This window comes from Pseudomonas sp. 1L-E-NC-VB-C3 (assembly GCF_057291535.1).
The window spans coordinates 146,386-172,636 of record NZ_JBXAWD010000001.1 but is presented as its reverse complement, the minus strand read 5'-3'; the positions used below and the strand labels follow the sequence as shown (position 1 = coordinate 172,636).

Sequence of the window (26,251 nt, the reverse complement as noted above, 5' to 3'; positions counted from 1 at the left end):
GCTACACTGGCGGACCTTTTTCGAACCGCGTCGCTTGTCCATGACTGTGTTGAAGTACCTCCAGGCCTACCCCGCGCAATTGCAGGATCAGGTGCGCCAACTGATTGCCGAAGGGCGTCTGGGTGAATACCTGAATCAGCGCTATTCAGGGCGACACGACGTGCAGAGCGACAAGGCCTTGTACAGCTACGCGCTGGATCTCAAGCAGCAGTACATGCGTAATGCGCCGGCGATCGACAAAGTGCTGTTCGACAACCGCCTCGACCTGACCCACCGCGCGCTCGGTCTGCACACCACGGTGTCACGGGTGCAGGGCGGCAAGCTCAAGGCCAACAAGGAAATTCGCATCGCCGCGCTGTTCAAGGACGCCGCGCCGGATTTTCTGAAGATGATCGTGGTGCACGAGCTGGCGCACTTCAAGGAATCGGATCACAACAAGGCGTTCTATAAACTGTGCGAGCACATGCTGCCGGGGTATCACCAGATCGAATTCGATCTGCGTGTGTACCTGACGTGGCGGGATATGCAGGCTTGACCAATCAGGAAGGTGTGGATGGACGTCAGCAAGACCAAGAGCAGTTTCTATCGCCGTTTGTACGTGGCTTATCTCATCGATAGCGGCCTGGCGCCGAGTGTGCCGACGCTGACCGAAGTCACCGGCATGCCGCGACGCACGGCGCAGGACACGATTGCCGCGCTGGCCGATCTGGACATCATCTGCGAGTTCGAACAGGAAGAGGGCGCACGCAATCATGCCGGGCGCTATCGGATTCGTGAGTGGGGAGCGATTGATCGCGGCTGGATCGAGCGCAATTTGCGGCAGATAAAAGCGGTGCTGGAATACCCCTGATTCCTGCGGCGCCTGAACTGACGCAATCGCTGGCAAGCCAGCTCCCACAGGGATCTCCAGCGAACACGGTTTTCGTGAACGAGCGATGAACCTGTGGGAGCTGGCTTGCCAGCGATGAGGCCCTCAAGAACGACGCATGCCGATATGTGGAATGTCATCCTCGAGATATTCCTCACCCACCACGACAAACCCGTACCTGCCGTAATACCCCTGCAAGTGTGCCTGCGCCGACAGATAGATCGGCACCTGCGGCCAGTGCTTTTCGGCCTGCTTCAGCGCCTGTTCCATCATCGCGTGGCCCAACCCTTTGCCACGGCCGGCGGGCGCGGTCACCACGCGGCCAATCACCACGTCGCCGCCCTGGGATTCCGGATCCAGCAGGCGCAGGTAAGCCATCAACTGATCATCCTCCCAGCCCATCAGGTGATGGGTATCGCCCTCCAGATCCTGGCCGTCGAGATCCGGGTAGGCGCATTTCTGTTCGACCACGAATACATCAGAGCGCAGCTTCAACGAGGCGTACAACTGCTCTTTGCCCAAATCGCGATGATGTTTGCAGATCCACTCGATTGTCATTTTTCGATTCCTTGACCATGTCGCCCGATACTAAGCGCAGCTGCGCCATATGTCTGTATGGCGCAACAGTCTGTGATAAAGGTCAAAATGCCACCATTCCTTTCTCGCGGCCGCCGAGACTTTGTGTAATCTGCTCAAGAGCACTGCGCACTGGTTCCCATGAGCTAATGTTCAATGCTTGGGTTTTGCCGGTAAGGGGCCTTGGGTTTTGACGTGAAACCACGTCGGGCGGTTGCCCGCTGAGGATGTTCAAGCATGCTGCGATTGCTTCAAGCCGTTGCTTTGATCGGACTGCTGGTGCTGGGCCAGGATGCTGCGGCGCAGAAGCTGCGGCTGGCGTTCGATAATTGGCCGCCGTTTACCGACGATGCACTGGTCAACGGTGGACTGGCCACCGACATTGTCAGCACCGCACTGGCTCGCGCCGGTTATGCCAGCGGTTACGAACAAGTGCCGTGGGCGCGAGCATTGCTGGGGATTGGCGAGGGGCGTTACGACGTACTGGTCAACGCCTGGTACAACGACGAACGCACACAGATCGGTCAGTTTTCCGGTGAGTACCTGATCAACCGCATCCGCTTCCTCAAGCGCAAAGACGCACCCATCGACTACAGCAACCTCGAGCAACTGCACACTTACCCGATTGCCGTGGTGCGCGGGTACGCCTATTCCGCACCTTTCGATGCCGATACGGCGATGCAGAAAGTCCCTGTGCACAACTTCGCCATGGGCGTGCGCATGCTCGCGGCGGACCGGGTCAAGCTGACCCTGGAGGATGAGTACGTGGCCAAGTATTACCTGGCACGGGAATCGGCCAAGGTACGCAATTCGGTGGAGTTTTTACCCAAGCCGTTGAGTGAGAACAGCCTGCATATTCTGGTCAGTCTGAAGAACCCGCAGCATGAGCAGATCGTCGCCGGGTTTGATCGTGCGATCGAGGCGATGAAGGCTGACGGGACTTATGAGAAGTTATTGCGGCGGCATGGAATGTGAAGGGTGATCCGGCAATTTCTTTGTGGCTGATGACCTCTTCGCGAGCAGGCTCGCTCCCACAATTTGAAATGCATACCCTGTGGGAGCGAGCCTGCTCGCGAACGCGTCGTCTCAGGCGCCGCTGATTTCGGCAGTGTCCTTGATCAAATGCGCCGCCAACGTCCGAAGCGGCCCCAACTGCCGGCAAATCAGCGCCAGCTGCGTCTGCACCAACCGTTGCCCTTCATCGATTTCATCCGGCATCTGCTCCAGCTCATTGGCCAGCGCTTCCTCGTCATCACTCTGAATCGCAATCGGCTGCTTGCTCGCCAAACCATGAGCGATTTCGTCGATGCTGGTCGCCAGTTTCACCCCGGCGCCTTCGATCAGATGCTCCCGCACCTCCGCTGGCAACTGTGTTTCACGGTGCGCGCCGAGCCCTGACAAATAGCTGAGCAACGTGTGCGATAGCACCAGGAAGCGGAAGCCGACATCCGCCTCCTTACGGAAATGCCCCGGCTCCATGAGCATGTTCGCCAGTGTTGTCGACAGCGCCGCGTCAGCGTTATGGGCGTTGCGTCGGGCCAGGCGATAAGCGAGGTCATCGCTTTTGCCGGCGGCGTATTGCTGCATGATCTGGCGCAGGTAGATGCTGTTGCAGGTCAGGGTGTTGGCCAGCACTTTGTTCAGGCGCCGACCCTGCCAGTCCGGCAGGAACAGGAACACCGCCAGACCTGCGATCAGGCTGCCCAGCAGGGTATCGAACAGCCGTGGCAGGAACAGCCCGTAGCCATCGCCGACCTGATTGAAGCAGAACAGCACCATGATCGTGATCGCCGCCGTTGCCAGGGTGTAGCGGGTGGTGCGGTTGGTAAAGAACACCACACCGGCAGCGATGGCGAAGCACGATTGCACCACCGGGTTGGGGAACAGATCGAACAGCGCCCAGGCCACCGTCAGGCCAATGGCCGTGCCGATGATCCGCTGGCCGAGTTTGCGCCGGGTCGCGCCGTAGTTCGGCTGGCAGACGAACAGCGTGGTGAGGATGATCCAGTAGCCTTGCGACGGGTGGATCAGGTGCACCATGCCGTAGCCGATGCTCAGTGCCAGCGGTAGGCGCAGGGCATGGCGGAACAGCAGCGAGGTCGGCGTCAGTTGCGTACGCAGGCGAATCCACACGTCCTTGAGATTACGCGGTGAGCGGTCGAGCAGGCTGCTGTCGGTGGCGTCCGCCAGGGCATCGGGGTTGCTGGCATCGCTGAGCAGTCGGTCGAGGGTGCCGAGGTTGGCCGCCAAGGCGCGCAGCGAGCGCAGCAGGCCGCGCCATGCCGGGTTGCTCTGGATGCGTAAATGTTCGAGGGAGGCATGCAGGTCGTTCAGGGCTTCGGCGAAACTGGCGTCATAGATGAACGGCTGGCGCATCTGGATCGATTCGGCCAACGCCCGGCAGGCCTTGCCTTGCTGGCGCAGCAGGCGCTGGCAGCGGAACAGCACGTCGCTGTGGAAGAACGCCTCGGCCAGCGCGTTGTAAGGATAGTGCGAAGAGCTGGCGCGTTCGTGAATGTCCTGCGCGAGGAAATACAGCTTCAGATAACGGCTGACTTTCGAGCCGGGTCGACCGTTGCCGACCCGATGCAGGATGATTTCCTTGGCCGTGTTCAGGGCGGCGACCACCCGGCCATTCTGCTGCGCCAGTTCGAGCCGCCGGGCTTCGACATCCATCTGCCGGATCGGCTCGAACAGCGAAGATTTCAGCTTCAGATAAAGGCCCAGCTCGCGGAACAGCCGCGCCAGGCTCTGCTGCACCGGTTGATTGGAAAACAGCGCCTGCCACAGCACCGAGAGCAGGCCGTACCACGCCGCACCAGCGACCAGCAGCATCGGTTCGTGCCAGAAATCAGTGACCGCGCCGCCGCGCTGATCAACGCCGATCATTGTGTACACCGACAGAATCAGCGTCGCCGAGGCGATCGCACCGTAGCGCTCGCCCAGCGCACCGAGCATGGTCAGGCCGAAACTGGCCAGTGCCAGGGCCACGGCGAAAATGATCGGGTAGGGAAACAGCAATTCCACCGACAGCGCGGCGATGCTGAAACACACCAGTGTCACCGCGAGGGCGTTGAGACGACCCTGCCAACTGTCGTCGGTCTCGGCCAGGGCGCTGGCGATGATGCCGAGGAACAACGGGATCAGCAGGCCCATTTCATCCTGATACCAGCACAGCGCCATGCTGCCGGTCAGGGCGATGAATACCCGCACGCTGTAGCTGAATTTATCCAGCGCCCACAGGCGCCGCAAAGACTGACGAAACGAGGTCGAGGACATGAAGTGCGAAGGCCTTCCGAGGCGATGCCGCTAAATTGAGCCAGTAATGACGCCGACGCAATGGCGCCGAGCACATCTGACAGCAAAAAGTGTTCCTTTTACTTACACCACAAACCATTGTGGGAGCGAGCCTGCTCGCGAAAGCGGAGTGTCATTCAACATTGATGTCGACTGGTACACCGCATTCGCGAGCAGGCTCGCTCCCACAGGGTTTTGTATTTGGCCTTGAGTTAAGCGTACTGCGCGGCGGCGTAACCGGAGGCCCAGGCCCACTGGAAATTGAAGCCGCCCAGATGCCCAGTGACGTCGAGCACTTCCCCAATAAAGTACAGGCCCGGGCTTTTCAGCGACTCCATGGTCTTGGACGACACCTCGCGGGTATCGACGCCACCCAGAGTCACCTCAGCCGTGCGATAGCCTTCAGTCCCCGCCGGCACGACTTTCCAGCTGCCAAGCTTCTCGGCAATCTCCGCCAGTTCGGCGTGGGTGTACTGCTTCATCGGTTTGGAGACAAACCAGTTGTCCGCCAGCAGATTGGCCATCTTCTTGGTGAAGATCTCGCCAAGCAAAGTCTTCAGCTCGCTGTTCGGACGCTCGGCGACTTGCTGTTGCAACCAGCTCGCGGCGTCGTGATCCGGCAGCAGGTTGATCTCCACCGTGTCGCCGGGCTCCCAGAACGAACTGATCTGCAAGATCGCCGGGCCACTGAGGCCACGATGGGTGAACAGGATGTTCTCGCGAAAGCTCTGCTCGTTGCAGCCGACCAGACAATCCACCGAGGTGCCGGACAGCTCTGTGCACAACTCCTTGAGCTGGTCGGTGATGGTGAACGGCACCAGGCCGGCGCGGGTCGGCAGCAGTTCATGGCCGAACTGTTTGGCGACCTGGTAACCGAAACCGGTGGCGCCCAGGGTCGGAATCGACAGGCCGCCGGTGGCGATCACCAGCGATTGGCACTGGACCTGACCGAGGGTGGTGTCGAGCAGATAACCGCTGTCGGTTTTTTCGATGGTCTGGATTGAGGTGTCCAGGTGCAGCTCGACGCCGGCCTGATCGCATTCATCAAGCAGCAGGCCGAGGATGTCGCTGGATTTGTTATCGCAGAACAGCTGGCCAAGTTTCTTCTCGTGGTACGGCACGCCGTGCTTGCCGACCAGACCGATGAAATCCCACTGGGTGTAACGCGCCAGCGCCGATTTGCAGAAATGCGGATTCTGCGAGAGGAAATTGCTCGGTTCGGTGTACATGTTGGTGAAATTGCAGCGACCGCCGCCGGACATGAGGATTTTCTTGCCGGCCTTGTTCGCGTGGTCGAGCAGCAACACCTGACGCCCGCGCCCGGCGGCGGTCAGGGCACACATCAAGCCGGCCGCGCCAGCGCCAATGATCACGACTTCGGTAGAGCGCAAAACGGTGTCCTCTTGGTGGGTCGCTACAAAACAAACTGTGGGAGCGAGCCTGCTCGCGAAAGCGTTGTGTCATTCAACAATGATGTCGACTGACAGATTGCATTCGCGAGCAGGCTCGCTCCCACAGGGGATCTCCCATGGATGGAAGATCGCTTACAGAATACGCACGCGCAACGAGCGGCCCTTGATCTTGCCGTCGTTCAGGCGCTGCAAGGCCTGCATGGCCACGGTGCGCTCGACAGCGACGTAGGCCTGGAAATCGAAGATCGCGATCTTGCCGACCTGCGCACCGGGAATGCCCGCTTCGCCGGTCAGTGCGCCAAGAATGTCGCCCGGGCGCACTTTGTCTTTGCGGCCAGCGCCTATGCACAGGGTGGTCATCGGCGGTTGCAGCGGCGCCAGGCCCTGGGACTTGAGGTTGTCGATCTGATCCCAGTTCAGCGGCGCTTTCTGCAGTTGTTCGATGGCTTGCGCACGATGCGCTTCGGACGGCGCGACCAGGCTGATGGCGATGCCTTTCTCGCCCGCGCGACCGGTACGGCCGACGCGGTGGATGTGGATTTCCGAATCGCGCGCCAGCTCGACGTTGATCACCATGTCCAGCGCATCGATATCCAGACCACGGGCCGCGACGTCGGTGGCAACCAGCACCGAGGTGCTGCGGTTGGCGAACATTGCCAGCACCTGATCGCGGTCACGCTGTTCCAGATCGCCGTGCAGGCCAACAGCGGAAATGCCTTTGGCGGTCAGGTGATCGACGGTTTCCTGCACTTGCTGCTTGGTGAAGCAGAACGCCACGCAGGACGCCGGACGGAAGTGGTGCAGGACCTTGGTCACCGCGCTCATGCGCTCTTCCGGGGAAATCTCGTAGAAGCGCTGCTCGATCTGCGTGTCGTCGTGGAAGGCTTCAGCCTTGACGGTCTGCGGATCGCGCATGAATTTCGAAGCCAGTTGCTTGATGCCCACCGGGTAGGTCGCGGAGAACAGCAGAGTCTGGCGGCGCTCCGGGGTCTTGATGATGATGTCTTCGATGGCGTCGTAGAAGCCCATGTCGAGCATGCGGTCGGCTTCGTCGAGGATCAGCGTGTTCAGGCCATCGAGCACCAGCGAACCCTTGCGCAAATGCTGCTGAATGCGCCCCGGGGTGCCGACGATGATGTGCGCGCCGTGCTCCAGCGAAGCGATCTGCGGGCCGAACGAGACGCCGCCGCACAGGGTCAGGACCTTGATGTTGTCTTCGGCGCGAGCCAGACGGCGGACTTCCTTGGCCACCTGGTCGGCCAGCTCACGGGTCGGGCAGATCACCAGCGCCTGGCACCCGAAGTAGCGCGGGTTGATCGGGTTGAGCAGGCCGATGCCGAACGCGGCGGTCTTGCCGCTGCCGGTCTTGGCCTGGGCGATCAGGTCCATCCCCTTGAGGATCACCGGCAAGCTCTGCGCCTGGATCGGCGTCATCTGGGCATAACCGAGTGATTCGAGGTTAGCCAGCATGGCGGCGGACAGCGGCAGAGTATTAAAAGCGGTGGCGATGGTGGTCACGGGACTGGCCTGCAAAACAAAATGTCGCGCAGTGTAGCAGCCCCGTGCCGGTTTCCTCGACAGTTCTGGACGAACAGCGATTGAACCCGAGGCAGGGATTACCTGTGGCGAGGGGATTTATCTGTGGCGAGGGGATTTATCCCCGATGGGGTGCGCAGCACCCCCAATACCTGCCACCTCGATTCATCAGGCTGACCGCATCCAACCTTTTTGGGGCTGCTGCGCAACCCAGCGGGGATAAATCCCCTCGCCACAGAAGTCAAAGAACTCCTTCAGCAGAATCAGTGTTCGATGTGTTCTTGTGGACGTTTCGCCCGGCGCCCGTCTTCCTTCGACAGTTGCGAGAAGATCGTCGCCGCCAGCATCGCCATCACGCCGACCGTGACGAAGGTCAGCTGGAACGCACCGAGTACGGTTTCCACGCCATCGTTGCCGACCTTCGCAGTGAAGCCGCCGAGCAGCGCGCCGGCGCAGGCCACGCCGAGGCTCAGCGACAATTGCGCGACCACCGACAGCAGACTGTTGCCGCTGCTGGCGCTGGCATCGTCGAGGTCGATCAGCGTCACCGTATTCATCGCGGTGAATTGCAGCGAGTTGATTGCCCCCAGCACCGCCAGCAGGCATAGCAGCAGCCAGTACGGCGTCTGCTCGCTGACCAGGCCCATGCTCGCCAGCATGATCCCCAACGCCAGGGTGTTGCCGGTGAGGACGATGCGATAGCCGAGGCGTTCGATCAGCGGCCGCGCGACCCACTTGGCGACCATCGCCGCAGCGGCCAGCGGCAACATGCTCATCCCGGCTTGCGAAGGCGAATAGCCCAACGCGACTTGCAGCAACAACGGCACCAGAAACGGCAGGGCGCCGCTGCCCAGTCGCGCGAACAGGTTACCGAGGATGCCTGCGGCGAAAGTGCGGGTCTTGAACAGTGACGGCGCGAACAGCGGATTCTCGATATGCCCGGCGCGCAGCCAGTACGCCGCCAGACAGGCCATGCCGGCGAACAGCAGCAACATCACCCGCAGGTGCGGCAGGTGCAATTCGCCAAGGCCTTCCATGGCAATGGTGATGAGGATCATCGCCGCGCCGAACAGCAGAAAACCGAGGCTGTCGAAGCGGGTGCGCTCCGTGCCGCGCAGGTCGGGAATGAACTTCCACACCGCATAACAGCCGATCACCCCGACCGGCAGATTGATCAGGAAGATCCAGTGCCACGTCACGTATTCCACCATCCAGCCGCCCATGGTCGGGCCGATCAGCGGGCCGAGCAGGCCGGGAATGGTGATGAAACCCATGATCCGCACCAGTTCCGAGCGCGGGTACGCACGCAGCACCACCAGCCGCCCGACCGGCAACATCAGCGCACCGCCGAGGCCTTGGATCACCCGTGCGCCGATAAGCATGCTCAGGCTGCTGGATAACGCGCAGAGCAACGAGCCGAAGCTGAACAGCAGAATCGCGCCGAAGAAGATTTTCTTGGTGCCGAAGCGGTCGGCGATCCAGCCAGAGGCCGGGATCAGCAGGGCCACGGTGAGCATGTAGGCGATGATCACACCCTGCATGCGCAACGGGTCTTCGGCCAGATCGCTGGCCATGGCCGGCAGCGCGGTATTGAGGATGGTCCCGTCGAGGGACTGCATGAAGAACGCAATGGCGACGACCCACGGCAACCAGCGGGCGGTGATGGCGTCGAGAGGCGGGCGGTTGGGCATGGAACCTCTTGTGTCAGTGCATATTCAGAGTCGAGCGCGGTCAGTGTGGGAGCGAGCCTGCTCGCGAAGAGGCCATTTCATTCAACATTGATGTCGATTGATCTACCGCTTTCGCGAGCAGGCTCGCTCCCACAGGTTTTGCATTTACAGCGTCAGCGTGAGTCGGCTGACCAGCGCCCCCGGCAACAGCGATGACGAGGTATTGCGCTGGCTGTACGTACTCGCCGAGAGCAGCAGCTCACGCTCGGTGGTCAACGCTTCCAACTGCGAACCGAGCAGGTTGTAGGCGCTATCGTCGAAGCGCATGGTGCTGACCGGCGCCTGGATCTCGCCGTTCTCGACCCAGAAGGTCGCGAAGCGGGTCATGCCGGTCATGCGCGCCGCCGGTTGATCCGAGTAGTTCAGATACCACAGGTTGCTGATGTACAGCCCGGTGCCCAACTGCTTGAGGATCTCTTGCTGCGACAGATCACCGGCGGCCATGTTCAACGCACTGGGCATCTCGCCGCCGCCCGCACCGTTCGCCGCCAGACCATATTCGGCGGCGCTGCGCGAGCCCACCAGTTGATCGCCGGCCTTGCCCTCGATGATCAGACGCAGATCGCTGCGCGGATAACCCTCGGCGGAAAACGCCGGGCTCAGGGACTCGCTGACTTTTTCATCCAGCGACAGCAACGGGCTGAACGCCTGATCGCCGACGTAGAGCTTCTGCAACGGGCTGCTCTTGCTGGCGATCGACTGCGCCGAGAACCCGCCCCAACTGAGCATGCCCATGATTTCTTCCAGTGCCGCCGGTGCCAGATAGGCGCGGTACTGCCCCGGTGCCAGGGTGCGTAACGGTCGGCCGAGAAACTCCAGCTGTTCGCGTGCCTGGGCGAAACGCCGGGCAAACCCGTCGTCGCTCCAGTCATGCCCGGCGTAGCTGGCCTTCACCGCTTCACCGTTTTCGTGGAACAGGCTGAAGTCGAAATTGAAGCTGTTGGCTTCATGCCAGCCGAACGCGCCAGCGGAACTGGCGAAACCGCGGCTGATCGGACCGGCAGCATAAAAACCGACCAGATCGAGACCTTCAGCGGCGGCGCAGATTTGCCCGACGACATCTTCGGTGTCCGGCAGCGGATGCGCTTGTACGTGCGTGCTCTGCCAGCTGTTGTGATTGAGCAGCAAGTACGGGTCCTGCGGCAGCAGCGGCAAGGTTTCGCGCAATTGTTGCAGGCCTTCGGCGAGCCGTTGCAGATCGGCTTCCTGATCCCCGGACAAGGTGATCTGCAGGTCGGCGTGGCGACCGTCGTTGATCAGTTTCAGGCCGACGTTGGCCTGCTGCACTTGCCCGGCCTGGCGCACCTTGGCGTGATTGAAGCGCACGAACGCCGAGGCTTCGGCGGCGTAGCTGAGCGTGAACTGTTCCGGCTCGCGCACGCTGTCGCGCAGCCAGTTGACCATGACCTTGAAGGCGTCGGACTGACGCTTCGAAATGCTCATCAGGCGTCTCCCCCAAACACATCAATGTTGCTGAATACGCAGGCCGGCGAAGCATGGCCGACGCGAATCACCTGGTTCGGTTCGCCCTTGCCGCAGTTCGGCGTGCCCAGCACCTTGACGGTGCTGGCATCGCCGACGGCGCGCAGGCTCTTCCAGAAGTGCGCGGAAATCGCCCGGTAGTTGGGGTTTTTTACCACGCCTTTCAGTTCACCATGCTCGATCAACTGGCCCCATTCGCAGCCGAACTGGAATTTGTTGCGCGCATCGTCGATCGACCACGAACGGTTGGTGCTCATCAGAATGCCGTGCTCGATACCGCCGATCATCTGCTCCAGCGTTTGATCACCCGGTTCGATGTTGAGGTTGGCCATGCGGTCGATCGGCGGCCGGTTCCAACCGCAGGCGCGGCTGTTGGCAACGCCATCGAGGCCGGCGCGATATTGCGACAGCGCTCCGCCCAGCGGCCGCAGCAAAAGGCCGTCGCGAATCAGGAATTGTTTGCTCGCCGCGGTGCCGTCGTCGTCATGGCCGTAGCTGGCGAGTTCTTCCGGGATGCCGGGGTCGAAAGTCACGTTGAGCAAATTCGAGCCGTATTGCAGGCTGCCGAAATCGCTGGTCTTGACGAAACTGGTGCCGGCGTAATTGCGCTCATCGCCGAGGATGCGGTCGAGCTCCAGCGGATGACCGATGGACTCGTGGATCTGCAGCATCATCTGATCGGGCATCAGTAGCAAGTCGCGCGGGCCTTGCGGGGTGTTCGGCGCGAGCAGCAGTTGCAGGGCCTGATCGGCGACTTGCGGACCGGCACCGACCAGGCCGCAACGGCTGATGACGTCGGCGCCACCCTGCTGGCCGAAGTTCTCGCGGCCGAGGCTGCGGGTCTGGCTGTCGTTGCCGTCGTAGGCGGTGACGTCGAGGCTCGGATAGACAAAGCGCTGGGCCTGACGCAATTCGGCGCCGGCGCTGCTCAGGTAGATCTGCTCGACGTTAGTGATGCCGATGCTCACCTGCCAATTGACCAGGCGTTCATCCTTGGGCACCGAGGCGGACTCCGCACCGAGCAGATCGAAGCATTCGCTCAGGGACGGGAAGGGCTGTTCGAGATTGGGTGAAAAATAATCAGCGCGATCGCTGGAAAGCGGCTGCTCGCGCAGATCGAGCAAGGCGTGCGGCTTGAGCCGGCGGGCCTGTTGCTCAGCGCGCTCGAGAGCGGCTTGCAGGCCTTGTTGCGAGAGGTCATTGGTCGCCGCATAGGCTTCGACGCCATTGACCCGGACGGTGAGCATCGCCCCTTCATCGCGACTCAGGCTAGGCGGTTCGGCGACGTTCTTGCGCACCGACAGAAACTGCCCGGACTCGCGCACATACCGCAGGGAAAAAAATTCAGCGCCCGTGCGCAAGGCAGCAAAGCGCTGCTTGAGCTGGGGGTGGAAATCGAACATTCGGGAACCTCCTTGTAATGGAGTAGCGGCATGGCGACAGCGGGGAGGGGTGAAACGGTTGCGCGAGGTCTAGAGTAGGCCTGCGTGGGGGTAGGATCAAGTGAAGAGGGGGTGTAGGGGGATTTACTGTGCAGCGGGGAAGTGTGTGTTGCTGTGAGGGCCTCTTCGCGAGCAGGCTCGCTCCCACAGGGGATTTGTGAATGCCACAGATCCAGTGTGGGAGCGAGCCTGCTCGCGAAGGTCGCGCCTCGGTCTTACGACTTACTGCGTAACCGGGGTGATATCCCGCATCGGCTTGCCTTTGACCGGTGCGCCGTTCGCGACGTAATAAGCAGCGGTGCTGCGCGGCAGCGGCTTGCGGCCACGGATCTTGTCGGCGATTTTCTCGGCCATCATGATCGTCGGCGCGTTGAGGTTGCCGGTGGTGATGATCGGCATGATCGAGGCATCGACCACGCGCAGGCTCTGCATGCCGTGCACACGACCTTCGCCATCGACCACGGCCATCTCGTCGGTGCCCATCTTGCACGAGCAGGACGGGTGGAACGCGGTTTCGGCGTGCTCGCGGATGAACTTGTCGAGCTGCTCATCGGTTTGCACTTCGATGCCCGGGCTGATTTCGCGACCACGGTATTGATCGAGTGCCGGTTGCTGCATGATTTCGCGGGTCAGGCGGATGCCGTCGCGAAATTCCTGCCAGTCCTGCTCGGTGGCCATGTAGTTGAAGAGGATGCTCGGGTGCTGGCGCGGGTCCTTGGATTTGACCTGGATGCGACCACGGCTGGGCGAACGCATGGAACCCATGTGCGCTTGGAAACCGTGCTCTTTCACACCGTTGCTGCCGTTGTAGTTAATCGCCACCGGCAGGAAGTGGTACTGGATGTTCGGCCATTCGAATTCCGGACGCGAACGGATAAAACCGCCGGCCTCGAACTGGTTGCTGGCGCCGATGCCGGTGCCGTTGAACAGCCACTCGGCACCGATCGCTGGCTGGTTGTACCAGAGCAGTGACGGGTACAGCGAAACCGGTTGGGTGCAGGCGTATTGCAGGTACAGCTCAAGGTGATCCTGCAGGTTTTCACCGACGCCCGGCAGATCGTGGACCACCGGGATGTCGAGGCTTTCCAGCAGTTTCGCCGGGCCGACACCGGAGCGCTGCAAAATTTGCGGCGAAGCGATGGCGCCGGAGCACAGCAGGACTTCCTTGCGCGCCTTGGCTTCAACACGTTCTTCAGCGTCGCCGATCAGGTAACGCACGCCGACCGCGCGCTTGCCTTCGAACAGAATCTTGTCGGTCAGGGCGTGGGTGACGATCGTCAGGGTCGAGCGTTTTTTGGCGATGTCGAGGTAGCCACGCGCGGTGGAAGCACGGCGGCCGTTCGGCGTCACGGTGCGGTCCATCGGGCCGAAGCCTTCCTGCTGGTAACCGTTGAGGTCTTCGGTACGCGGGTAACCGGCCTGCACGCCGGCTTCAACCATGGCGTGGAACAGCGGGTTGTTGCCGGCTTTCGGCGTGGTCACGCTGACCGGGCCGTCGCCACCGTGGTAATCGTTCGGGCCGATGTCACGGGTTTCGGCTTTGCGGAAATACGGCAGGCAATCGAGGTACGACCAGTCTTCCAGGCCCGGCAGTTTCGCCCAGCCGTCGTAGTCCATCGCGTTGCCACGGATGTAGCACATGCCGTTGATCAGCGAAGAGCCGCCAAGGCCCTTGCCGCGACCGCATTCCATCCGGCGACCGTCCATGTGTGGCTCTGGATCGGTTTCGTAGGCCCAGTTGTAGCGACGACCCTGCAGCGGGAACGCCAGCGCGGCGGGCATCTGGGTACGGAAGTCGAGGCGGTAGTCCGGCCCTCCGGCTTCGAGCAGCAGAACGGTGACGCCTTCGTCTTCAGTCAGACGGGTCGCCAGGGTGTTACCGGCCGAGCCGGCACCGATGATGATGTAATCGAATTCTTGGGACATTGAATGCACCCTCTTTGATAGTGGTCAGGTCGGACCTTGGCGAGTGCTGTGCACTCGAATCGCTGGCAAGCCAGCTCCCACAGGGATTGGGGGCTGCCACAAATTGGGTGGACGACTCCAAACCTGTGGGAGCGGGCTTGCCCGCGAAGAGGCCTTCGCGAGCAATGCAAATCTCGGGTCTTAGAACACCGAAACGTAATCGCCCAGCTCGACCTGTACCGATTTGATGCGCGTGAAGTTGTTCAGCGAGCTGATCCCGTTCTCACGGCCCACACCCGACTGCTTGTAGCCGCCGACCGGCATTTTTGCGTCGGACTCGCCCCAGGCGTTGATCCAGCAGATACCGGCTTCCAGTTGATGAATCACGCGGTGGGCGCGGTTCAGGTCTTTGGTGACGATACCGGCGGCCAGGCCGAAGTCGGTGTCGTTGGCGCGGCGGATCACTTCTTCTTCGGTTTCGTAGGAGAGGATCGCCATCACCGGGCCAAAGATCTCTTCACGAACGATGGTCATGTCGTCGGTGCAGTCGGTGAACACGGTGGGCGCAACGAACGCGCCCTTGGCGAATTCGCCGTCGGTCAGACGACCACCGCCGCACAGGACGCGGGCACCTTGTTCCTTACCTTTTTCGATGTAGGCCAGCACGCTTTCCATGTGGGCGAAGCTGACCAGCGGGCCGAAATTGGTGTTTTCGTCTTCCGGGTTGCCGACGCGGATGCGCGCAACGCGCTCAACGATCTTGGACTCGAACGCGGCTTTCAGATGCGCCGGTACGAACACGCGAGTGCCGTTGGTGCAGACCTGACCGGAGCTGTAGAAGTTGGCCATCATCGCCGTGTCGGCGGCGCGATCGAGGTCGGCGTCGTCGCAGATGATCAGCGGCGACTTGCCGCCCAGTTCCATGGTCACGTCTTTGAGCGACGAAGCCGAAGCGCTGGCCATGACTTTCTTGCCAGTGTCGGTGCCGCCAGTGAAGGAGATTTTCTCGATGCGCGGGTGCTCGGTCAGCCAGGTGCCGACTTCGCGGCCGCTGCCGGTCAGCACGTTGAACACGCCGTTCGGTACGCCGGCTTCGGTGTAGATCTCAGCCAGTTTCAGGGTGGTCAGCGAGGTGACTTCGCTTGGCTTGAAGATCATCGCGTTACCGGCCGCCAGGGCTGGAGCGGATTTCCACAGCGCGATCTGGATCGGGTAGTTCCACGCGCCGATACCGGCGACCACGCCAAGCGGCTCGCGACGGGTGTAAACGAAAGAGGTGTCACGCAGCGGGATCTGCTCGCCTTCGATGGCGGGCACCAGGCCTGCGTAGTATTCCAGCACGTCAGCGCCGGTGACGATGTCGACGTACTTGGTTTCGGAGAAGGATTTGCCGGTGTCCAGGGTTTCCAGCGCAGCCAGCTCATCGTTGCGCTCGCGCAGGATGTCAACGGCGCGACGCAGGATGCGCGAACGCTCCATGGCGGTCATCGCGGCCCAGATTTTCTGGCCCTTTTCGGCGCTGACCACGGCGCGCTCGACGTCGTCTTTGGTCGCACGTTGCACCAGTGCGAGGACTTCACCGTTCGCCGGGTTGATGGCTTCGAAGGTGGCGTCGCTGCCGGCGTCGGTGTACGCGCCATCGATGTAGAGTTTTTGCAGTTCGAAACGGGCCATAGTGTCCTCGCAAGTGCATTGGTGGTTGGCGTTGACCACCGCGATGACGCTGCGGTGGAGTTCAGGGGCCGAGCATTTTCTGTGTGCTCTAGCTCACCTTCTTGGCCAATTGGAAATCCATGTATTCGTAAGCGATCTGTTGCGCCTGAGCGGTGTCGAAAGCGTCTCCCGACAGCGCGCCGCGCAACCACAAGCCGTCAATCAACGCTGCCAGACCCCGGGCGGCGCTGCGCGCATCTTCGAGCGGCAGCACACGGCGGAACTGGCAGCACAGGTTGGAATACAGACGGTGATCGTTGATCCGCTGCAACCTGTGCAAAGACGGCTGGTGCATGCTGGTGGCCCAAAAGGCCAACCAGGTTTTCATTGCCGGGCCATTGACCTGGCTGGCGTCGAAGTTGCCTTCGATGATCACCTGCAGATGCGCCCGTGGGTTGTCATCTGCCAGCGCCTGACGGCGCGCGGTGACGCTCTCGCTGAGGGCGGTCATCAGGTACCGCATCGTGGCGGCGATCAGGCCGTTCTTGTCCTGAAAGTAATGACTGATGATGCCATTCGAGACACCGGCCAAACGGGCGATCAGCGCAATGCTGGCGTCCCCCATTCCGACCTGATCGACCGCTTGCAAAGTGGCTTCGATCAATTGTTGGCGGCGGATGGGTTGCATACCGACCTTGGGCATCTTGCACATCTCCTTAGGCCTTCCGAGAGGCGAATGACGCCGATCGGATTGAGGGCCAGTCTATTTTGTTTTGATTGAACGTTCAATCAACAAAGAATAAGATCTGCGACAATTCGTCGCTGCCTACAGAAAATTCCTACGTGTAATGACGATAAAAACCGACACCTGAAACGGCTCGAAACCTGCGTGGGGCATGGCGCGGTTCGCGATTCGATGGACGTGTTGAAAGGGCAAGACGCTCGGGGCCAGGTTTCGGATGAACGTCCGTCGCCTCTGGCCACGAAAGCGAATACGCAACGCCATTTCGGCAGGTTCGGGCTTTTTTCGGAGTGTCTTTATATCACCCGCCGGTCGGCTGCCAACTAACCGATTGGTCGGGTTCCGTGATGCCTTGTGTTCTTCTCTCGCACTGCCTGGAGCATTTGTGCCATGAGTTCTGCCTCGCTAATAAAGACCCCGCCCGAGAAGGTGACGGTCAACGGTTGGGTGTTCTACACCTCGACCGCGCTGATTCTGTTGTTGACCGCCATTCTGATCATCGCCCCGCAAGAGGCCGGCAGAATGTTGGGCATGGCCCAGGCCTGGTTGTCGCGCAGCTTCGGCTGGTACTACATGGTGGTGATCGCCGCCTACCTGGTGTTCGTGGTCGGTCTGGCGTTTTCCTCGTACGGCAAACTCAAACTGGGCAGCAAGGACGACACCCCGGATTTCAGTTACGGCGCCTGGGCGGGGATGCTGTTCTCGTCGGGCATCGGCATTTCGCTGCTGTACTTCGGCGCGTCCGAGCCGCTGGATCACTACTTCAATCCGCCGGAAGGCACCTCGGCGACGAATATGGCGGCGCGGCAAGCGGTGCAACTGACTTTCCTGCACTGGGGCCTGCACGGCTGGGCGATCTACGCACTGGTCGGCCTGGCCGTGGCGTATTTCGCCTATCGGCATAACCAGCCGCTGGCCCTGCGTTCGGCGCTGTATCCGCTGGTCGGCGAGCGTTGGGTCAAAGGCGCCGCCGGGCACGCGGTGGATGGCTTCGGCATGTTCGTGACCCTGCTGGGTCTGGTGACCAACCTGGGGATTGGCTCGCTGCAAGTCTCGTCCGGGCTGGAAAACCTGTTCGGCATGGAGCACAGCAACACCAACCTGCTGATCGTCATCATCGTCATGAGCACGGTGGCGACCATCGCTGCCGTGTCAGGTGTGGAAAACGGCATCCGTCGTCTGTCCAACCTGAACATCGTGCTGTTCAGCGGCCTGCTGATTTTCGTCCTGCTGTTCGGCCCGACCCTGCATCTGCTCAATGGCTTCGTGCAGAACATTGGCGACTATCTCAACGGCGTGGTGCTGAAGACCTTCGACCTGTACGTCTATGAAGGCGACAGCGCCAAGTCCGATCGCTGGTTGGGCCTGTGGACCCTGTTCTACTGGGCGTGGTGGATTTCCTGGGCGCCATTCGTGGGCATGTTCATCGCACGGATTTCCCGTGGCCGCAGCGTGCGTGAGCTGGTTGCTGGCGTGCTGCTGATTCCGCTGGGCTTCACCTTGGCGTGGCTGTCGATCTTCGGCAACTCGGCGCTGGATCTGGTGATGAATCAGGGCGCGGTGGAGCTGGGCAAGACGGCGCTGGAACAGCCGTCGATGGCGATCTATCAATTGCTTGAGCATTACCCGGCGTCGAAAGTCGTGATTGGTGTGTCGATCTTCGTCGGCTTCGTGCTGTTCCTGACCCCGGCCGATTCCGGCGCGGTGATGATGGCGAATCTTTCCTGCAAGGGCGGCAACGTCGACGAAGACGCGCCGCACTGGCTGCGGATCTTCTGGTCGGTGGTGATCACGCTGGTGACCATCGGCCTGCTGTTCGCCGGCAACTTCGAAGCCATGCAGACCATGGTGGTGCTGGCCGGCCTGCCGTTTTCGGTGGTGCTGATCTGCTTCATGTTCGGCCTGCACAAGGCGATGCGCCAGGACGTGCAGATCGAACAGGAGCAAGCACAACTGGCCGAGCGCGGACGCCGTGGTTTCAGCGAGCGCCTGACGCAACTGGATCTGCAGCCGAGCCAATCGGTGGTGCAGCGCTTCATGGACAAACACGTCACCCCGGCGCTGGAAGATGCAGCAGCGCAATTGCGCAATCAGGGCATTGAAGTGCAGACGCTGCTGGGCAAGGCCAAGCGTTGCATGGGCGTGCGGGTTGAGATGGAAGAGGGCAACCCTTTCGTTTACGAAGTGAGTCTGGATGGTTATCTGGCGACCCCGACCGAATCGGCGCAGTCGGATGAAGCGCGTCAGCGTTATTACCGCGCTGAGGTGTATCTGCACAATGGCAGTCAGGACTATGACTTGATGGGCTTCACACCGGAGCAGATTACGCGGGATGTGTTGGATCAGTTCGAAAGCCATCGGCAGTTGTTGGGGCGGGTTTATAGCTAAAGTCAAAAGCTGACCCTCACCCCAGCCCTCCCGAAACGTCGGACCGCCCGTAGGGAGAGGGAGCCGACTGAGGTGTCTGGCGTTGTACATTGACCTGAAAGATCGAGTCGATTATGGATTCGGTAAAGCAAGATCAGGTCGGTGCAGATCTGCAGCATCCCCCGATCGGTCCCCTCTCCCTCTGGGAGAGGGCTAGGGTGAGGGGCTATTCCTGACCCAACAAAAAGGGATCGCTCACCGCGATCCCTTTTTTTATCCCACCTGGCGCATTACCCCAGATTCTTGCCCAACAACGCGTGATACAACTCGCTGTCGCCGAGAATCCCCACCACATGATTGTTATCGTGCAGCACCAGCTTGTTGCCGGTCTGATAACGGATCTGCAGCGCGTCACGCATGCCGATGTTCGAGTCCACCAGCGTCGGTTTGCGCTCCAGGCCTTCCACCGCTTGCCCCGGTGCCCAGTTCTGCAGGTTCAGCACCGAGCCGTTCTGCCGTGCGCCTTTGATGGTGTTGCCTTCGGCCAGGTCCAGCCACGAGTCGCCGCCCGGATCGAGGCACACCGAGCCGTTGATGCGTTTGCACTTGTCCAGCGTGCGCATCAGGCTGCGGCCGCAGAGCACGTTGAGCGGGTTGGTGTGGGCGACAAAGGTGCGCACATAGTCGTCCGCCGGGTTGAGGACGATTTCCTCCGGCACGCTGTACTGGATGATCCGACCGTCCTTCATGATCGCGATGCGGCTACCCAATTTGAGTGCTTCATCGAGGTCGTGGCTCACAAACACGATGGTCTTGCTCAGCTTGCGTTGCAGCTCCAGCAGTTCATCCTGCAGACCCTGGCGGATCAACGGGTCGAGGGCCGAGAACGGTTCGTCCATCAGCAGAATGTCGGCGTCCATCGCCAGCGCGCGGGCGAGGCCGACGCGCTGCTGCATGCCGCCGGATAGCTCATCAGGCTTCTTGTTGCGCCATTGGGTCAGGCCGACCAGTTCGAGTTTCTCATCGACCAGTTTCTTGCGTTCCTTCTCCGGTCGGCCCTGCATCTCCAGACCGAAACTGATGTTCTCGCGCACCGTCAGCCACGGCATCAGAGCGAATTTCTGAAAGACCATGGCAATGCGCTTGGTGCGCATCATTTTCAGCTCGGCGGGCGTGCAGGAGGCGATGTCGATCTGGCGGTTTTCATGCTCGACGAACAGCTTGCCACGGCTCACGGTGTTGAGGCCGTTGATGCAGCGCAGCAGGCTCGATTTGCCCGAGCCGGACAGGCCCATCAGCACGCAGATCTCGCCTTTGTTGATGTCCAGCGTGGCTTTTTCCACGCCGACGATCTGACCGGTCTTCTTCAGGATCTCGTTGCGGGTCATGCCCTGATCGAGCAGCTTGAGTGCCTCGCGCGGATCCTTGGAGAAGATTACGTCGACGTCTTCGAAGCGAATTATGCTCATGCGTCACCCCCTACTTTGGCGTCGGGTTGTTTGCAGATACGGTCGAGCATGATCGCCAGCAGTACGATTGCCAGGCCTGCTTCGAAGCCCAGGGCAATATCAGCAGTGTTCAGTGCGTTGACCACCGGTTTGCCGAGTCCGTCGGCGCCGACCAGTGCCGCGATCACCACCATCGACAGCGACAGCATGATGCACTGGGTGATGCCCGCCGCGATGCTCGGCATGGCGTGCGGCAGTTCGATCCTTGAGAGCAATTGGCGACGCGAGCAGCCGAAGGCCTTGCCGGCGTCCATCAGTTCTTGCGGGACATCACGGATGCCCAGGTAGGTCAGGCGGATCGGCGCCGCGATGGCGAAGACCACCGTGGAGATCAGGCCCGGTACCACACCCAGCCCGAAGAGGGTCAGGGTAGGAATGAGGTAAACGAAGGTCGGCACGGTCTGCATCAGATCGAGCACCGGCCGCATCATGGTGTAGAACATCGGTTTGTGCGCGGCGACGATGCCCAGCGGCACGCCGATCAACACGCAGACCAGGGTGGCGAACAGCACCTGGGCGAGGGTTTCCATGGTTTCCTGCCAGTACCCCAGGTTGAGGATCAGCAGGAACGAGGCAACCACGAACGCGGTCAGGCCCCACTTGCGTTGAATCAGATGGGCAATGATGGCAATCAGGCCAATCAGCACCAGTGGGTTGAACCAGGTCAGCGCAAACGTCACGCCGTGGATCATCGTTTCCAGTGTCACGGCGATTGCGTCGAAGGTGTTGGCGCCGTGTTGCGTCAACCATTCGACGAAGCCCGCGATGTACTGGCCTAAAGGTATTTTCTGATCAATCAGCATGGTAGTGAACGTCCGCATGCAAGGAAATTAACAGCCCGGGCAGGCACGCCTGCCCGGCATAAGCGGTGCCCCTCAAATCAAGGCGCGAGCTTGGCTTTCACGGCCTCCAGGCCTGGTTTACCGTCAATGGTGGTCACGCCAGCGAGCCAGGTTTCGAGCACCTGTGGATTCTTTTTCAGCCAGGCCTTGGCGGCCGCGTCAGGCTTCATCTTGTCGTCGAGGATGTTGCCCATCAGTTCACTTTCCATGTCGACGGTGAACTCCAGGTTTTTCAACAGCTGACCGACGTTGCTGCATTCTTCGGCGTAACCCTTGCGGGTGTTGGTCGCCACGGTGGCTGCGCCGAAATCGGGGCCGAAGAAGTCGTCGCCGCCGGTCAGGTATTGAATCTTGAAGCGCTTGTTCATCGGGTGCGGTGCCCAGCCGAGGAAGACCACGGCGGTGTCGCGCTTCTGCGCCCGGTCGACTTGCGAGAGCATGCCGGCCTCGGAGGATTCGACGATCTTGAAGCCAGCGGTTTTCAGGCCGAAGGCATCCTTGTCGATCATGCTCTGGATCAGCCGGTTGCCGTCGTTGCCCGGCTCGATGCCGTAGATCTTGCCGTCGAGTTCTTTCTTGAATTTGGCGATGTCGGCGAAGTCATGCAGGCCTTTGTCATACAGGGCTTGCGGCACGGCGAGGGTGTATTTGGCACCCTTGAGGTTGGTGCGCACGGTGTCGACGGTGCCGGCATCGCGATACGGCTTGATGTCGTTCTCCATGGTCGGCATCCAGTTACCGAGAAACACGTCCATGTTCTTGCCGTCGGCCAGCGACTTGTAGGTCACGGGCACGGAGATCATGGTGGTCTTGGTCTTGTAGCCGAGGGCGTTGAGAACAACGGAAGTGGTAGCAGTGGTGGCGGTGATGTCGGTCCAGCCGACATCGGAGAAGTTAACGAGGCTGCACTGTGCCGGTTCTGCGGCTTGCGCCAGTAACGGCAGACTCAGCAGGGCGGCCAACAACAACGACGGGGAACCTTTCATGGATGGACTCCTTGGTGTTTTTTTTGGCAGTGTTCCGACTGTGGACCACCGCACTTATGGGTTGCGGTTGGTGGCGTTTTTGAGACAGCTCTACCGCAGCGCCTTGCAATCGAGTCATCCCGATCATGTACCAGTGAAAATCTGACGCCTACAGGGAGGGTCGTATCCAGTACAGGGATGGTCGCTTCCAGTGTCGGTGACGTCGCTTACAGCTTTTTTCCGCCCCCGATGACCTGCTCGACTGCATAAAAACGGCGTATTTGCGGGGCGAAAACGTGACGACGCTGCTGGACATGACTGCGTCGGTGTCAGACGCCGTGCGCGCCGACAAAAGCCCGATGATGCCGGCATTCGGCGGATCGCAGCTTGAGCGTAGCAGCTCCGCCAGCGGGCGCTTTTGCCGCCCGGACCGGTATTCTCAGGAGCTTCGCAGCAATGGCTATCAGCGTTTTCGACCTGTTCAAAATCGGCATCGGCCCTTCCAGTTCCCACACCGTCGGGCCGATGCGCGCCGCCGCACTGTTTGTCGAGTCGCTGCGCGGCAAGCATCAACTGGAGCAGGTGCGGCGCATCGAGGTGCAGTTGTTCGGATCGCTGTCGGCCACCGGCATCGGCCACGGCAGCGACAACGCGGTGATCATGGGCCTGATGGGCGAGTGGCCGGACGCAATCGACCCGGCGCAGATCGGCCCGCGCATTCAGGCGCTGCGTGAAACCCATATGCTTTTATTGGATGGTCGCCTGTCGGTGCCGTTTGTGTGGGCGCGGGACATGCGCCTGATCGACGAAAACCTGCCATTCCATCCCAACGCCATGACCCTGGTGGCCGAAGGCGAATTCGGTGAGCTGCATCGTGACACCTACTATTCAGTCGGCGGCGGCTTCGTCGTTGATGAGGCGCAAGCGGCCAGCGGTGTGGTCGATCTGGATCGCACCGAATTGCCCTACGATTTCTCCAGTGCGGTCGAGCTGCTGCAGTTGTGCAAAACGCACAACCTGCGCGTCGCCGAACTGATGATGGCCAACGAAAAGGTCTGGCGCAGCGAAGAAGAGATCCGTGCCGGGCTGATGAAACTGTGGCGGGCGATGCAGGATTGCGTCGAGCAGGGCCTCAAGCACGAGGGCATTCTGCCCGGCGGCTTGAACGTGCGACGGCGTGCGGCGAAGTTGCACCGCAGCCTGCAAGAGCTGAATAAACCCAATGTCATCGGCTCGACCCTGAGCGCGATGGAGTGGGTCAATCTGTTCGCCCTTGCCGTCAATGAAGAGAATGCTGCCGGCGGGCGCATGGTCACTGCCCCGACCAACGGCGCGGCGGGGATCATCCCGGCGGTGCTGCACTATTTCATGAAGTTCAGCGAAGCGGTCACCGACGCCAACGTCGTCGACTATTTCCTCGGCGCGGCGGCGGTGGGCATTCTTTGCAAAAAGAATGCGTCGATCTCTGGGGCCGAGGTCGGTTGCCAGGGCGAGGTCGGTTCGGCTTGCGCGATGGCGGCGGCAGGGCTGGCGGAGATTCTCGGCGCCACGCCCGAGCAATTGTGCAACGCGGCGGAAATCGGCCTGGAGCACAATCTGGGCCTGACCTGCGATCCGGTCGGTGGCCTGGTGCAGGTGCCGTGCATCGAGCGCAATGCAATCGCGGCAGTGAAAGCCATCAACGCGGCGCAAATGGCTCTGCGTGGCGACGGTCAGCACTTTATCTCGCTGGACCGGGTGATCCGCACCATGCGTGATACCGGCGCTGATATGCATGACAAATATAAAGAAACTTCGCGCGGTGGCTTGGCGGTCAGTGCTGTTGAGTGCTGAGCCAGCCACACCGGGGTGAATGCTTCGCGAGCAGGCTCGCTCCCACAATAGATCTCCAGTGAACACAATATTTGTGGACCCCAGATTCCAATGTGGGAGCGAGCCTGCTCGCGAAGGCGCCAGACCAGTCAAAACTGCTCAACAAAAGAACACCCCGATCCAGCCGCGCCACCTTTTGGCGCGTCGCAATCAGACAAGCGTCATTGTCACTCGTGACTCGTCAGTCGTTACCTGACCGTCCGTCGCCCGTGCTTGCGGTGACACTCTGTGCAAATCCTCTGCAGGCCAGTTCCCACAAGTGCTACCGATCTGCTCACGGGCTGCGCGGCAGGGCTCTCGCGGCATCTGATGGCACTTCGAAATGGCGTGTTCCGAGGTCTCGTATAGACGCGTCGCGAGGTCGTTTTCAGGAGTTATTGAATGACCGTCCAATTTCAGGCACGGCAATTGCTCTGTCATAACAAAGCCTGCTTTCTCTGTGAGACGCGGGCAATAACAAGAGCCTCCGCCTGAGGCCGCCACCCGCTTTGTGTGAGGAGATACCGCGATGACGTCGTTCAACTCCGGGGCCCAACCCCAGAACCGTGCGCCTCAATCCATCGGCTTTCTGCTGCTGGACAATTTCACGCTGATTTCCCTGGCGTCCGCCGTTGAGCCGCTGCGCATGGCCAACCAGTTGTCCGGTCGCGAGCTGTATCGCTGGAGCACCCTCACCGTCGATGGCGGCCAGGTCTGGGCCAGTGACGGTCTGCAGATCACTCCCGACGCCTCCATGCACAAAGCCCCGCCCCTGGACACGGTGATTGTCTGCGGCGGCATCGGCATTCAACGCACCGTGACCCGTGAACACGTCTCTTGGCTGCAAAGTCAGGCGCGCCAGTCCAAGCGTCTGGGCGCGGTGTGCACCGGTAGTTGGGCGCTGGCCTGCGCCGGTCTGCTCGATGGCTTCGATTGCAGCGTGCACTGGGAATGTCTGGCGGCGATGCAGGAAGCTTTCCCGCGCGTGGCCATGAGCACACGGCTGTTCACCCTCGACCGTAACCGCTTCACCAGTTCCGGCGGTACCGCGCCGCTGGACATGATGCTGCACCTGATCAGCCGCGATCACGGTCGTGAACTGTCGGCAGCGATCTCGGAAATGTTCGTCTACGAGCGCATTCGCAACGAACAGGATCACCAGCGTGTGCCGCTCAAGCACATGCTCGGCACCAACCAGCCGAAGCTGCAGGAAATCGTCGCGTTGATGGAAGCCAATCTGGAAGAGCCGATCGACCTTGATGAGCTGGCAGTGTATGTCGCGGTGTCGCGTCGACAGCTGGAGCGGTTGTTCCAGAAATACCTGCACTGCTCGCCGTCGCGCTACTACCTGAAGCTGCGCCTGATCCGCGCCCGGCAACTGCTCAAGCAGACGCCGATGTCGATCATCGAAGTGGCGTCGGTGTGTGGTTTCGTCTCCACGCCGCACTTCTCCAAGTGCTATCGCGAGTACTTCGGCATCCCGCCGCGTGACGAGCGCGTCGGCTCCAACACCACCCAGCAAGTGGCGATGTTGCCACTGCCGCAGGCCATCGTGATGTCGCCGCTGTCGGGGCCGATGTCAGCGCTGAGTCAGGCGCGCAATGAGTCGACGTTTGCCAGCGTAAGGCTGTAAAGCAAAAGATCGCAGCCTTCGGCAGCTCCTACATTTGGAATACGTTCCCCTGTAGGAGCTGCCGAAGGCTGCGATCTTTTGATCTTTTCTCAGGCGCTGTGGGACTGCTGGTAATCCGCAAGGGCCGGCAACAACTGTTTGTCGATCGCCTGACGCACCGCCGGCTGAATGCTGGCGCCGCTGGTGTACATGTCCTTGACCATCTTGCGCAGTTCGAATGCGCGAACATTATCCAGGCCACGCACCGCGCACTCACAGGCCTGCTCGGCGGTGGTACCGCTCGGCACCTGAATACCCAAGGCCTTGAGCTGGCCCAACAGATCTTCCTGGTCAATCAAATCGGCGTACATCATTACGCAAATCCTTCTGTGGCAACGGAGGTCTTGGCTCGATTCTGGTGGCCCCGACCGGACGCGGCAAGGGCGTTTTGTCGCGGTGGCCG

At 61.0% G+C, this 26,251-nt stretch carries 20 protein-coding genes; 6 read left to right on the top strand and 14 right to left on the bottom strand.

Annotation, left to right across the window (positions count from 1 at the left end):
• The first annotated feature begins 40 nt into the window (after positions 1–40).
• Both AC0Z5Z_RS00730 and AC0Z5Z_RS00725 read left to right on the top strand, forming a co-directional pair.
• A complete protein-coding gene (locus AC0Z5Z_RS00730) occupies positions 41–535 on the top strand; it encodes a YgjP-like metallopeptidase domain-containing protein (protein ID WP_038861199.1) in 495 nt (164 codons plus the stop codon).
• Positions 536–553: 18 nt separating this feature from the next.
• Positions 554–850, top strand: a complete 297-nt coding sequence (locus tag AC0Z5Z_RS00725; protein WP_016772794.1) for a winged helix-turn-helix domain-containing protein — start codon at positions 554–556, stop codon at positions 848–850.
• Between the two features lie 123 nt (positions 851–973).
• Here the strand turns inward: AC0Z5Z_RS00725 and AC0Z5Z_RS00720 are convergent, their stop codons facing one another.
• Positions 974–1,426 carry a GNAT family N-acetyltransferase gene (locus AC0Z5Z_RS00720; protein WP_150743452.1) on the bottom strand — a complete coding sequence of 151 codons (453 nt, stop codon included), beginning with the start codon at positions 1,424–1,426 and terminating at the stop codon, positions 974–976.
• Positions 1,427–1,681: 255 nt separating this feature from the next.
• Between AC0Z5Z_RS00720 and AC0Z5Z_RS00715 the strand changes: the two genes are divergently transcribed.
• A complete protein-coding gene (locus tag AC0Z5Z_RS00715) occupies positions 1,682–2,419 on the top strand; it encodes a substrate-binding periplasmic protein (RefSeq protein ID WP_041476775.1) in 738 nt (245 codons plus the stop codon).
• A 111-nt stretch (positions 2,420–2,530) separates the two neighbouring features.
• Here AC0Z5Z_RS00715 and yccS read toward each other — a convergent pair whose 3' ends face one another.
• The 9 genes from yccS to betI all read right to left on the bottom strand — a co-directional run bounded on the left by yccS (position 2,531) and on the right by betI (position 16,604).
• On the bottom strand, positions 2,531–4,723 hold the full coding sequence (yccS, locus tag AC0Z5Z_RS00710) for a YccS family putative transporter (protein ID WP_095181360.1): 2,193 nt from the start codon (positions 4,721–4,723) through the stop codon (positions 2,531–2,533).
• 230 nt (positions 4,724–4,953) lie between these two features.
• The gene (locus tag AC0Z5Z_RS00705; protein ID WP_353189026.1) at positions 4,954–6,132 is read right to left on the bottom strand and encodes a BaiN/RdsA family NAD(P)/FAD-dependent oxidoreductase; all 1,179 of its coding nucleotides are present in this window, start codon (positions 6,130–6,132) and stop codon (positions 4,954–4,956) included.
• 153 nt (positions 6,133–6,285) lie between these two features.
• Positions 6,286–7,671: an ATP-dependent RNA helicase DbpA gene (gene dbpA / locus AC0Z5Z_RS00700; RefSeq protein ID WP_024014613.1), complete on the bottom strand. Its 1,386-nt coding sequence runs from the start codon at positions 7,669–7,671 to the stop codon at positions 6,286–6,288.
• A gap of 281 nt (positions 7,672–7,952) precedes the next feature.
• On the bottom strand, positions 7,953–9,380 hold the full coding sequence (gene mdtD / locus AC0Z5Z_RS00695) for a multidrug transporter subunit MdtD (RefSeq protein ID WP_485610582.1): 1,428 nt from the start codon (positions 9,378–9,380) through the stop codon (positions 7,953–7,955).
• A gap of 144 nt (positions 9,381–9,524) precedes the next feature.
• Complete coding sequence (locus AC0Z5Z_RS00690) at positions 9,525–10,862, bottom strand: TldD/PmbA family protein (RefSeq protein ID WP_485610581.1); 1,338 nt, start codon at positions 10,860–10,862, stop codon at positions 9,525–9,527.
• Positions 10,862–12,304, bottom strand: coding sequence for a TldD/PmbA family protein (locus AC0Z5Z_RS00685; protein WP_258603977.1), 1,443 nt, complete (start codon positions 12,302–12,304; stop codon positions 10,862–10,864). Before AC0Z5Z_RS00685 ends, AC0Z5Z_RS00690 begins: the two co-directional genes overlap by 1 nt.
• A 261-nt stretch (positions 12,305–12,565) precedes the next feature.
• Entirely contained in the window at positions 12,566–14,269 is a 1,704-nt protein-coding gene (gene betA / locus AC0Z5Z_RS00680) for a choline dehydrogenase (protein ID WP_252882797.1), read from the bottom strand.
• Between the two features lie 180 nt (positions 14,270–14,449).
• On the bottom strand, positions 14,450–15,922 hold the full coding sequence (gene betB / locus AC0Z5Z_RS00675) for a betaine-aldehyde dehydrogenase (RefSeq protein ID WP_485610580.1): 1,473 nt from the start codon (positions 15,920–15,922) through the stop codon (positions 14,450–14,452).
• A gap of 88 nt (positions 15,923–16,010) precedes the next feature.
• The gene (gene betI / locus AC0Z5Z_RS00670) at positions 16,011–16,604 is read right to left on the bottom strand and encodes a transcriptional regulator BetI (protein WP_041476768.1); all 594 of its coding nucleotides are present in this window, start codon (positions 16,602–16,604) and stop codon (positions 16,011–16,013) included.
• 486 nt (positions 16,605–17,090) lie between these two features.
• Here betI and AC0Z5Z_RS00665 point away from each other — a divergent pair, with 486 nt between their 5' ends.
• Positions 17,091–19,031, top strand: coding sequence for a BCCT family transporter (locus tag AC0Z5Z_RS00665; RefSeq protein ID WP_223630511.1), 1,941 nt, complete (start codon positions 17,091–17,093; stop codon positions 19,029–19,031).
• A 269-nt stretch (positions 19,032–19,300) separates the two neighbouring features.
• Here AC0Z5Z_RS00665 and choV read toward each other — a convergent pair whose 3' ends face one another.
• From choV to AC0Z5Z_RS00650, 3 genes are all read right to left on the bottom strand, one after another.
• On the bottom strand, positions 19,301–20,479 hold the full coding sequence (gene choV, locus AC0Z5Z_RS00660) for a choline ABC transporter ATP-binding protein (RefSeq protein WP_016772804.1): 1,179 nt from the start codon (positions 20,477–20,479) through the stop codon (positions 19,301–19,303).
• Positions 20,476–21,321: a choline ABC transporter permease subunit gene (gene choW / locus AC0Z5Z_RS00655; RefSeq protein WP_016772805.1), complete on the bottom strand. Its 846-nt coding sequence runs from the start codon at positions 21,319–21,321 to the stop codon at positions 20,476–20,478. The genes choV and choW overlap by 4 nt, the downstream gene beginning before the upstream one ends.
• A 77-nt stretch (positions 21,322–21,398) precedes the next feature.
• Complete coding sequence (locus AC0Z5Z_RS00650; protein WP_095181365.1) at positions 21,399–22,346, bottom strand: choline ABC transporter substrate-binding protein; 948 nt, start codon at positions 22,344–22,346, stop codon at positions 21,399–21,401.
• Between the two features lie 435 nt (positions 22,347–22,781).
• On the opposite strand from AC0Z5Z_RS00650, the gene AC0Z5Z_RS00645 reads away from it, so the two are divergent.
• Together AC0Z5Z_RS00645 and gbdR are read left to right on the top strand one after the other, a co-directional pair.
• Positions 22,782–24,158 carry an L-serine ammonia-lyase gene (locus tag AC0Z5Z_RS00645; RefSeq protein ID WP_485610579.1) on the top strand — a complete coding sequence of 459 codons (1,377 nt, stop codon included), beginning with the start codon at positions 22,782–22,784 and terminating at the stop codon, positions 24,156–24,158.
• Between the two features lie 547 nt (positions 24,159–24,705).
• Positions 24,706–25,809, top strand: coding sequence for a choline metabolism transcriptional regulator GbdR (gene gbdR, locus AC0Z5Z_RS00640; RefSeq protein ID WP_007949927.1), 1,104 nt, complete (start codon positions 24,706–24,708; stop codon positions 25,807–25,809).
• An 89-nt stretch (positions 25,810–25,898) separates the two neighbouring features.
• Here gbdR and AC0Z5Z_RS00635 read toward each other — a convergent pair whose 3' ends face one another.
• Positions 25,899–26,162: a hypothetical protein gene (locus AC0Z5Z_RS00635; RefSeq protein ID WP_008083190.1), complete on the bottom strand. Its 264-nt coding sequence runs from the start codon at positions 26,160–26,162 to the stop codon at positions 25,899–25,901.
• Positions 26,163–26,251: the final 89 nt, after the last annotated feature.

Bases quoted from the DNA above. Each gene is read 5' to 3' on its own strand.
- choV (WP_016772804.1), bottom strand. From the start codon at position 20,479: ATGAGCATAATTCGCTTCGAAGACGTCGACGTAATCTTCTCCAAGGAT.
- betA (WP_252882797.1), bottom strand. From the start codon at position 14,269: ATGTCCCAAGAATTCGATTACATCATCATCGGTGCCGGCTCGGCCGGT.
- AC0Z5Z_RS00645 (WP_485610579.1), top strand. From the start codon at position 22,782: ATGGCTATCAGCGTTTTCGACCTGTTCAAAATCGGCATCGGCCCTTCC.
- AC0Z5Z_RS00725 (WP_016772794.1), top strand. From the start codon at position 554: ATGGACGTCAGCAAGACCAAGAGCAGTTTCTATCGCCGTTTGTACGTG.
- choW (WP_016772805.1), bottom strand. From the start codon at position 21,321: ATGCTGATTGATCAGAAAATACCTTTAGGCCAGTACATCGCGGGCTTC.
- betI (WP_041476768.1), bottom strand. From the start codon at position 16,604: ATGCCCAAGGTCGGTATGCAACCCATCCGCCGCCAACAATTGATCGAA.
- betB (WP_485610580.1), bottom strand. From the start codon at position 15,922: ATGGCCCGTTTCGAACTGCAAAAACTCTACATCGATGGCGCGTACACC.
- AC0Z5Z_RS00720 (WP_150743452.1), bottom strand. From the start codon at position 1,426: ATGACAATCGAGTGGATCTGCAAACATCATCGCGATTTGGGCAAAGAG.
- AC0Z5Z_RS00715 (WP_041476775.1), top strand. From the start codon at position 1,682: ATGCTGCGATTGCTTCAAGCCGTTGCTTTGATCGGACTGCTGGTGCTG.
- AC0Z5Z_RS00690 (WP_485610581.1), bottom strand. From the start codon at position 10,862: ATGAGCATTTCGAAGCGTCAGTCCGACGCCTTCAAGGTCATGGTCAAC.
- AC0Z5Z_RS00635 (WP_008083190.1), bottom strand. From the start codon at position 26,162: ATGATGTACGCCGATTTGATTGACCAGGAAGATCTGTTGGGCCAGCTC.
- AC0Z5Z_RS00730 (WP_038861199.1), top strand. From the start codon at position 41: ATGACTGTGTTGAAGTACCTCCAGGCCTACCCCGCGCAATTGCAGGAT.
- AC0Z5Z_RS00685 (WP_258603977.1), bottom strand. From the start codon at position 12,304: ATGTTCGATTTCCACCCCCAGCTCAAGCAGCGCTTTGCTGCCTTGCGC.
- AC0Z5Z_RS00650 (WP_095181365.1), bottom strand. From the start codon at position 22,346: ATGAAAGGTTCCCCGTCGTTGTTGTTGGCCGCCCTGCTGAGTCTGCCG.
- mdtD (WP_485610582.1), bottom strand. From the start codon at position 9,380: ATGCCCAACCGCCCGCCTCTCGACGCCATCACCGCCCGCTGGTTGCCG.
- gbdR (WP_007949927.1), top strand. From the start codon at position 24,706: ATGACGTCGTTCAACTCCGGGGCCCAACCCCAGAACCGTGCGCCTCAA.
- yccS (WP_095181360.1), bottom strand. From the start codon at position 4,723: ATGTCCTCGACCTCGTTTCGTCAGTCTTTGCGGCGCCTGTGGGCGCTG.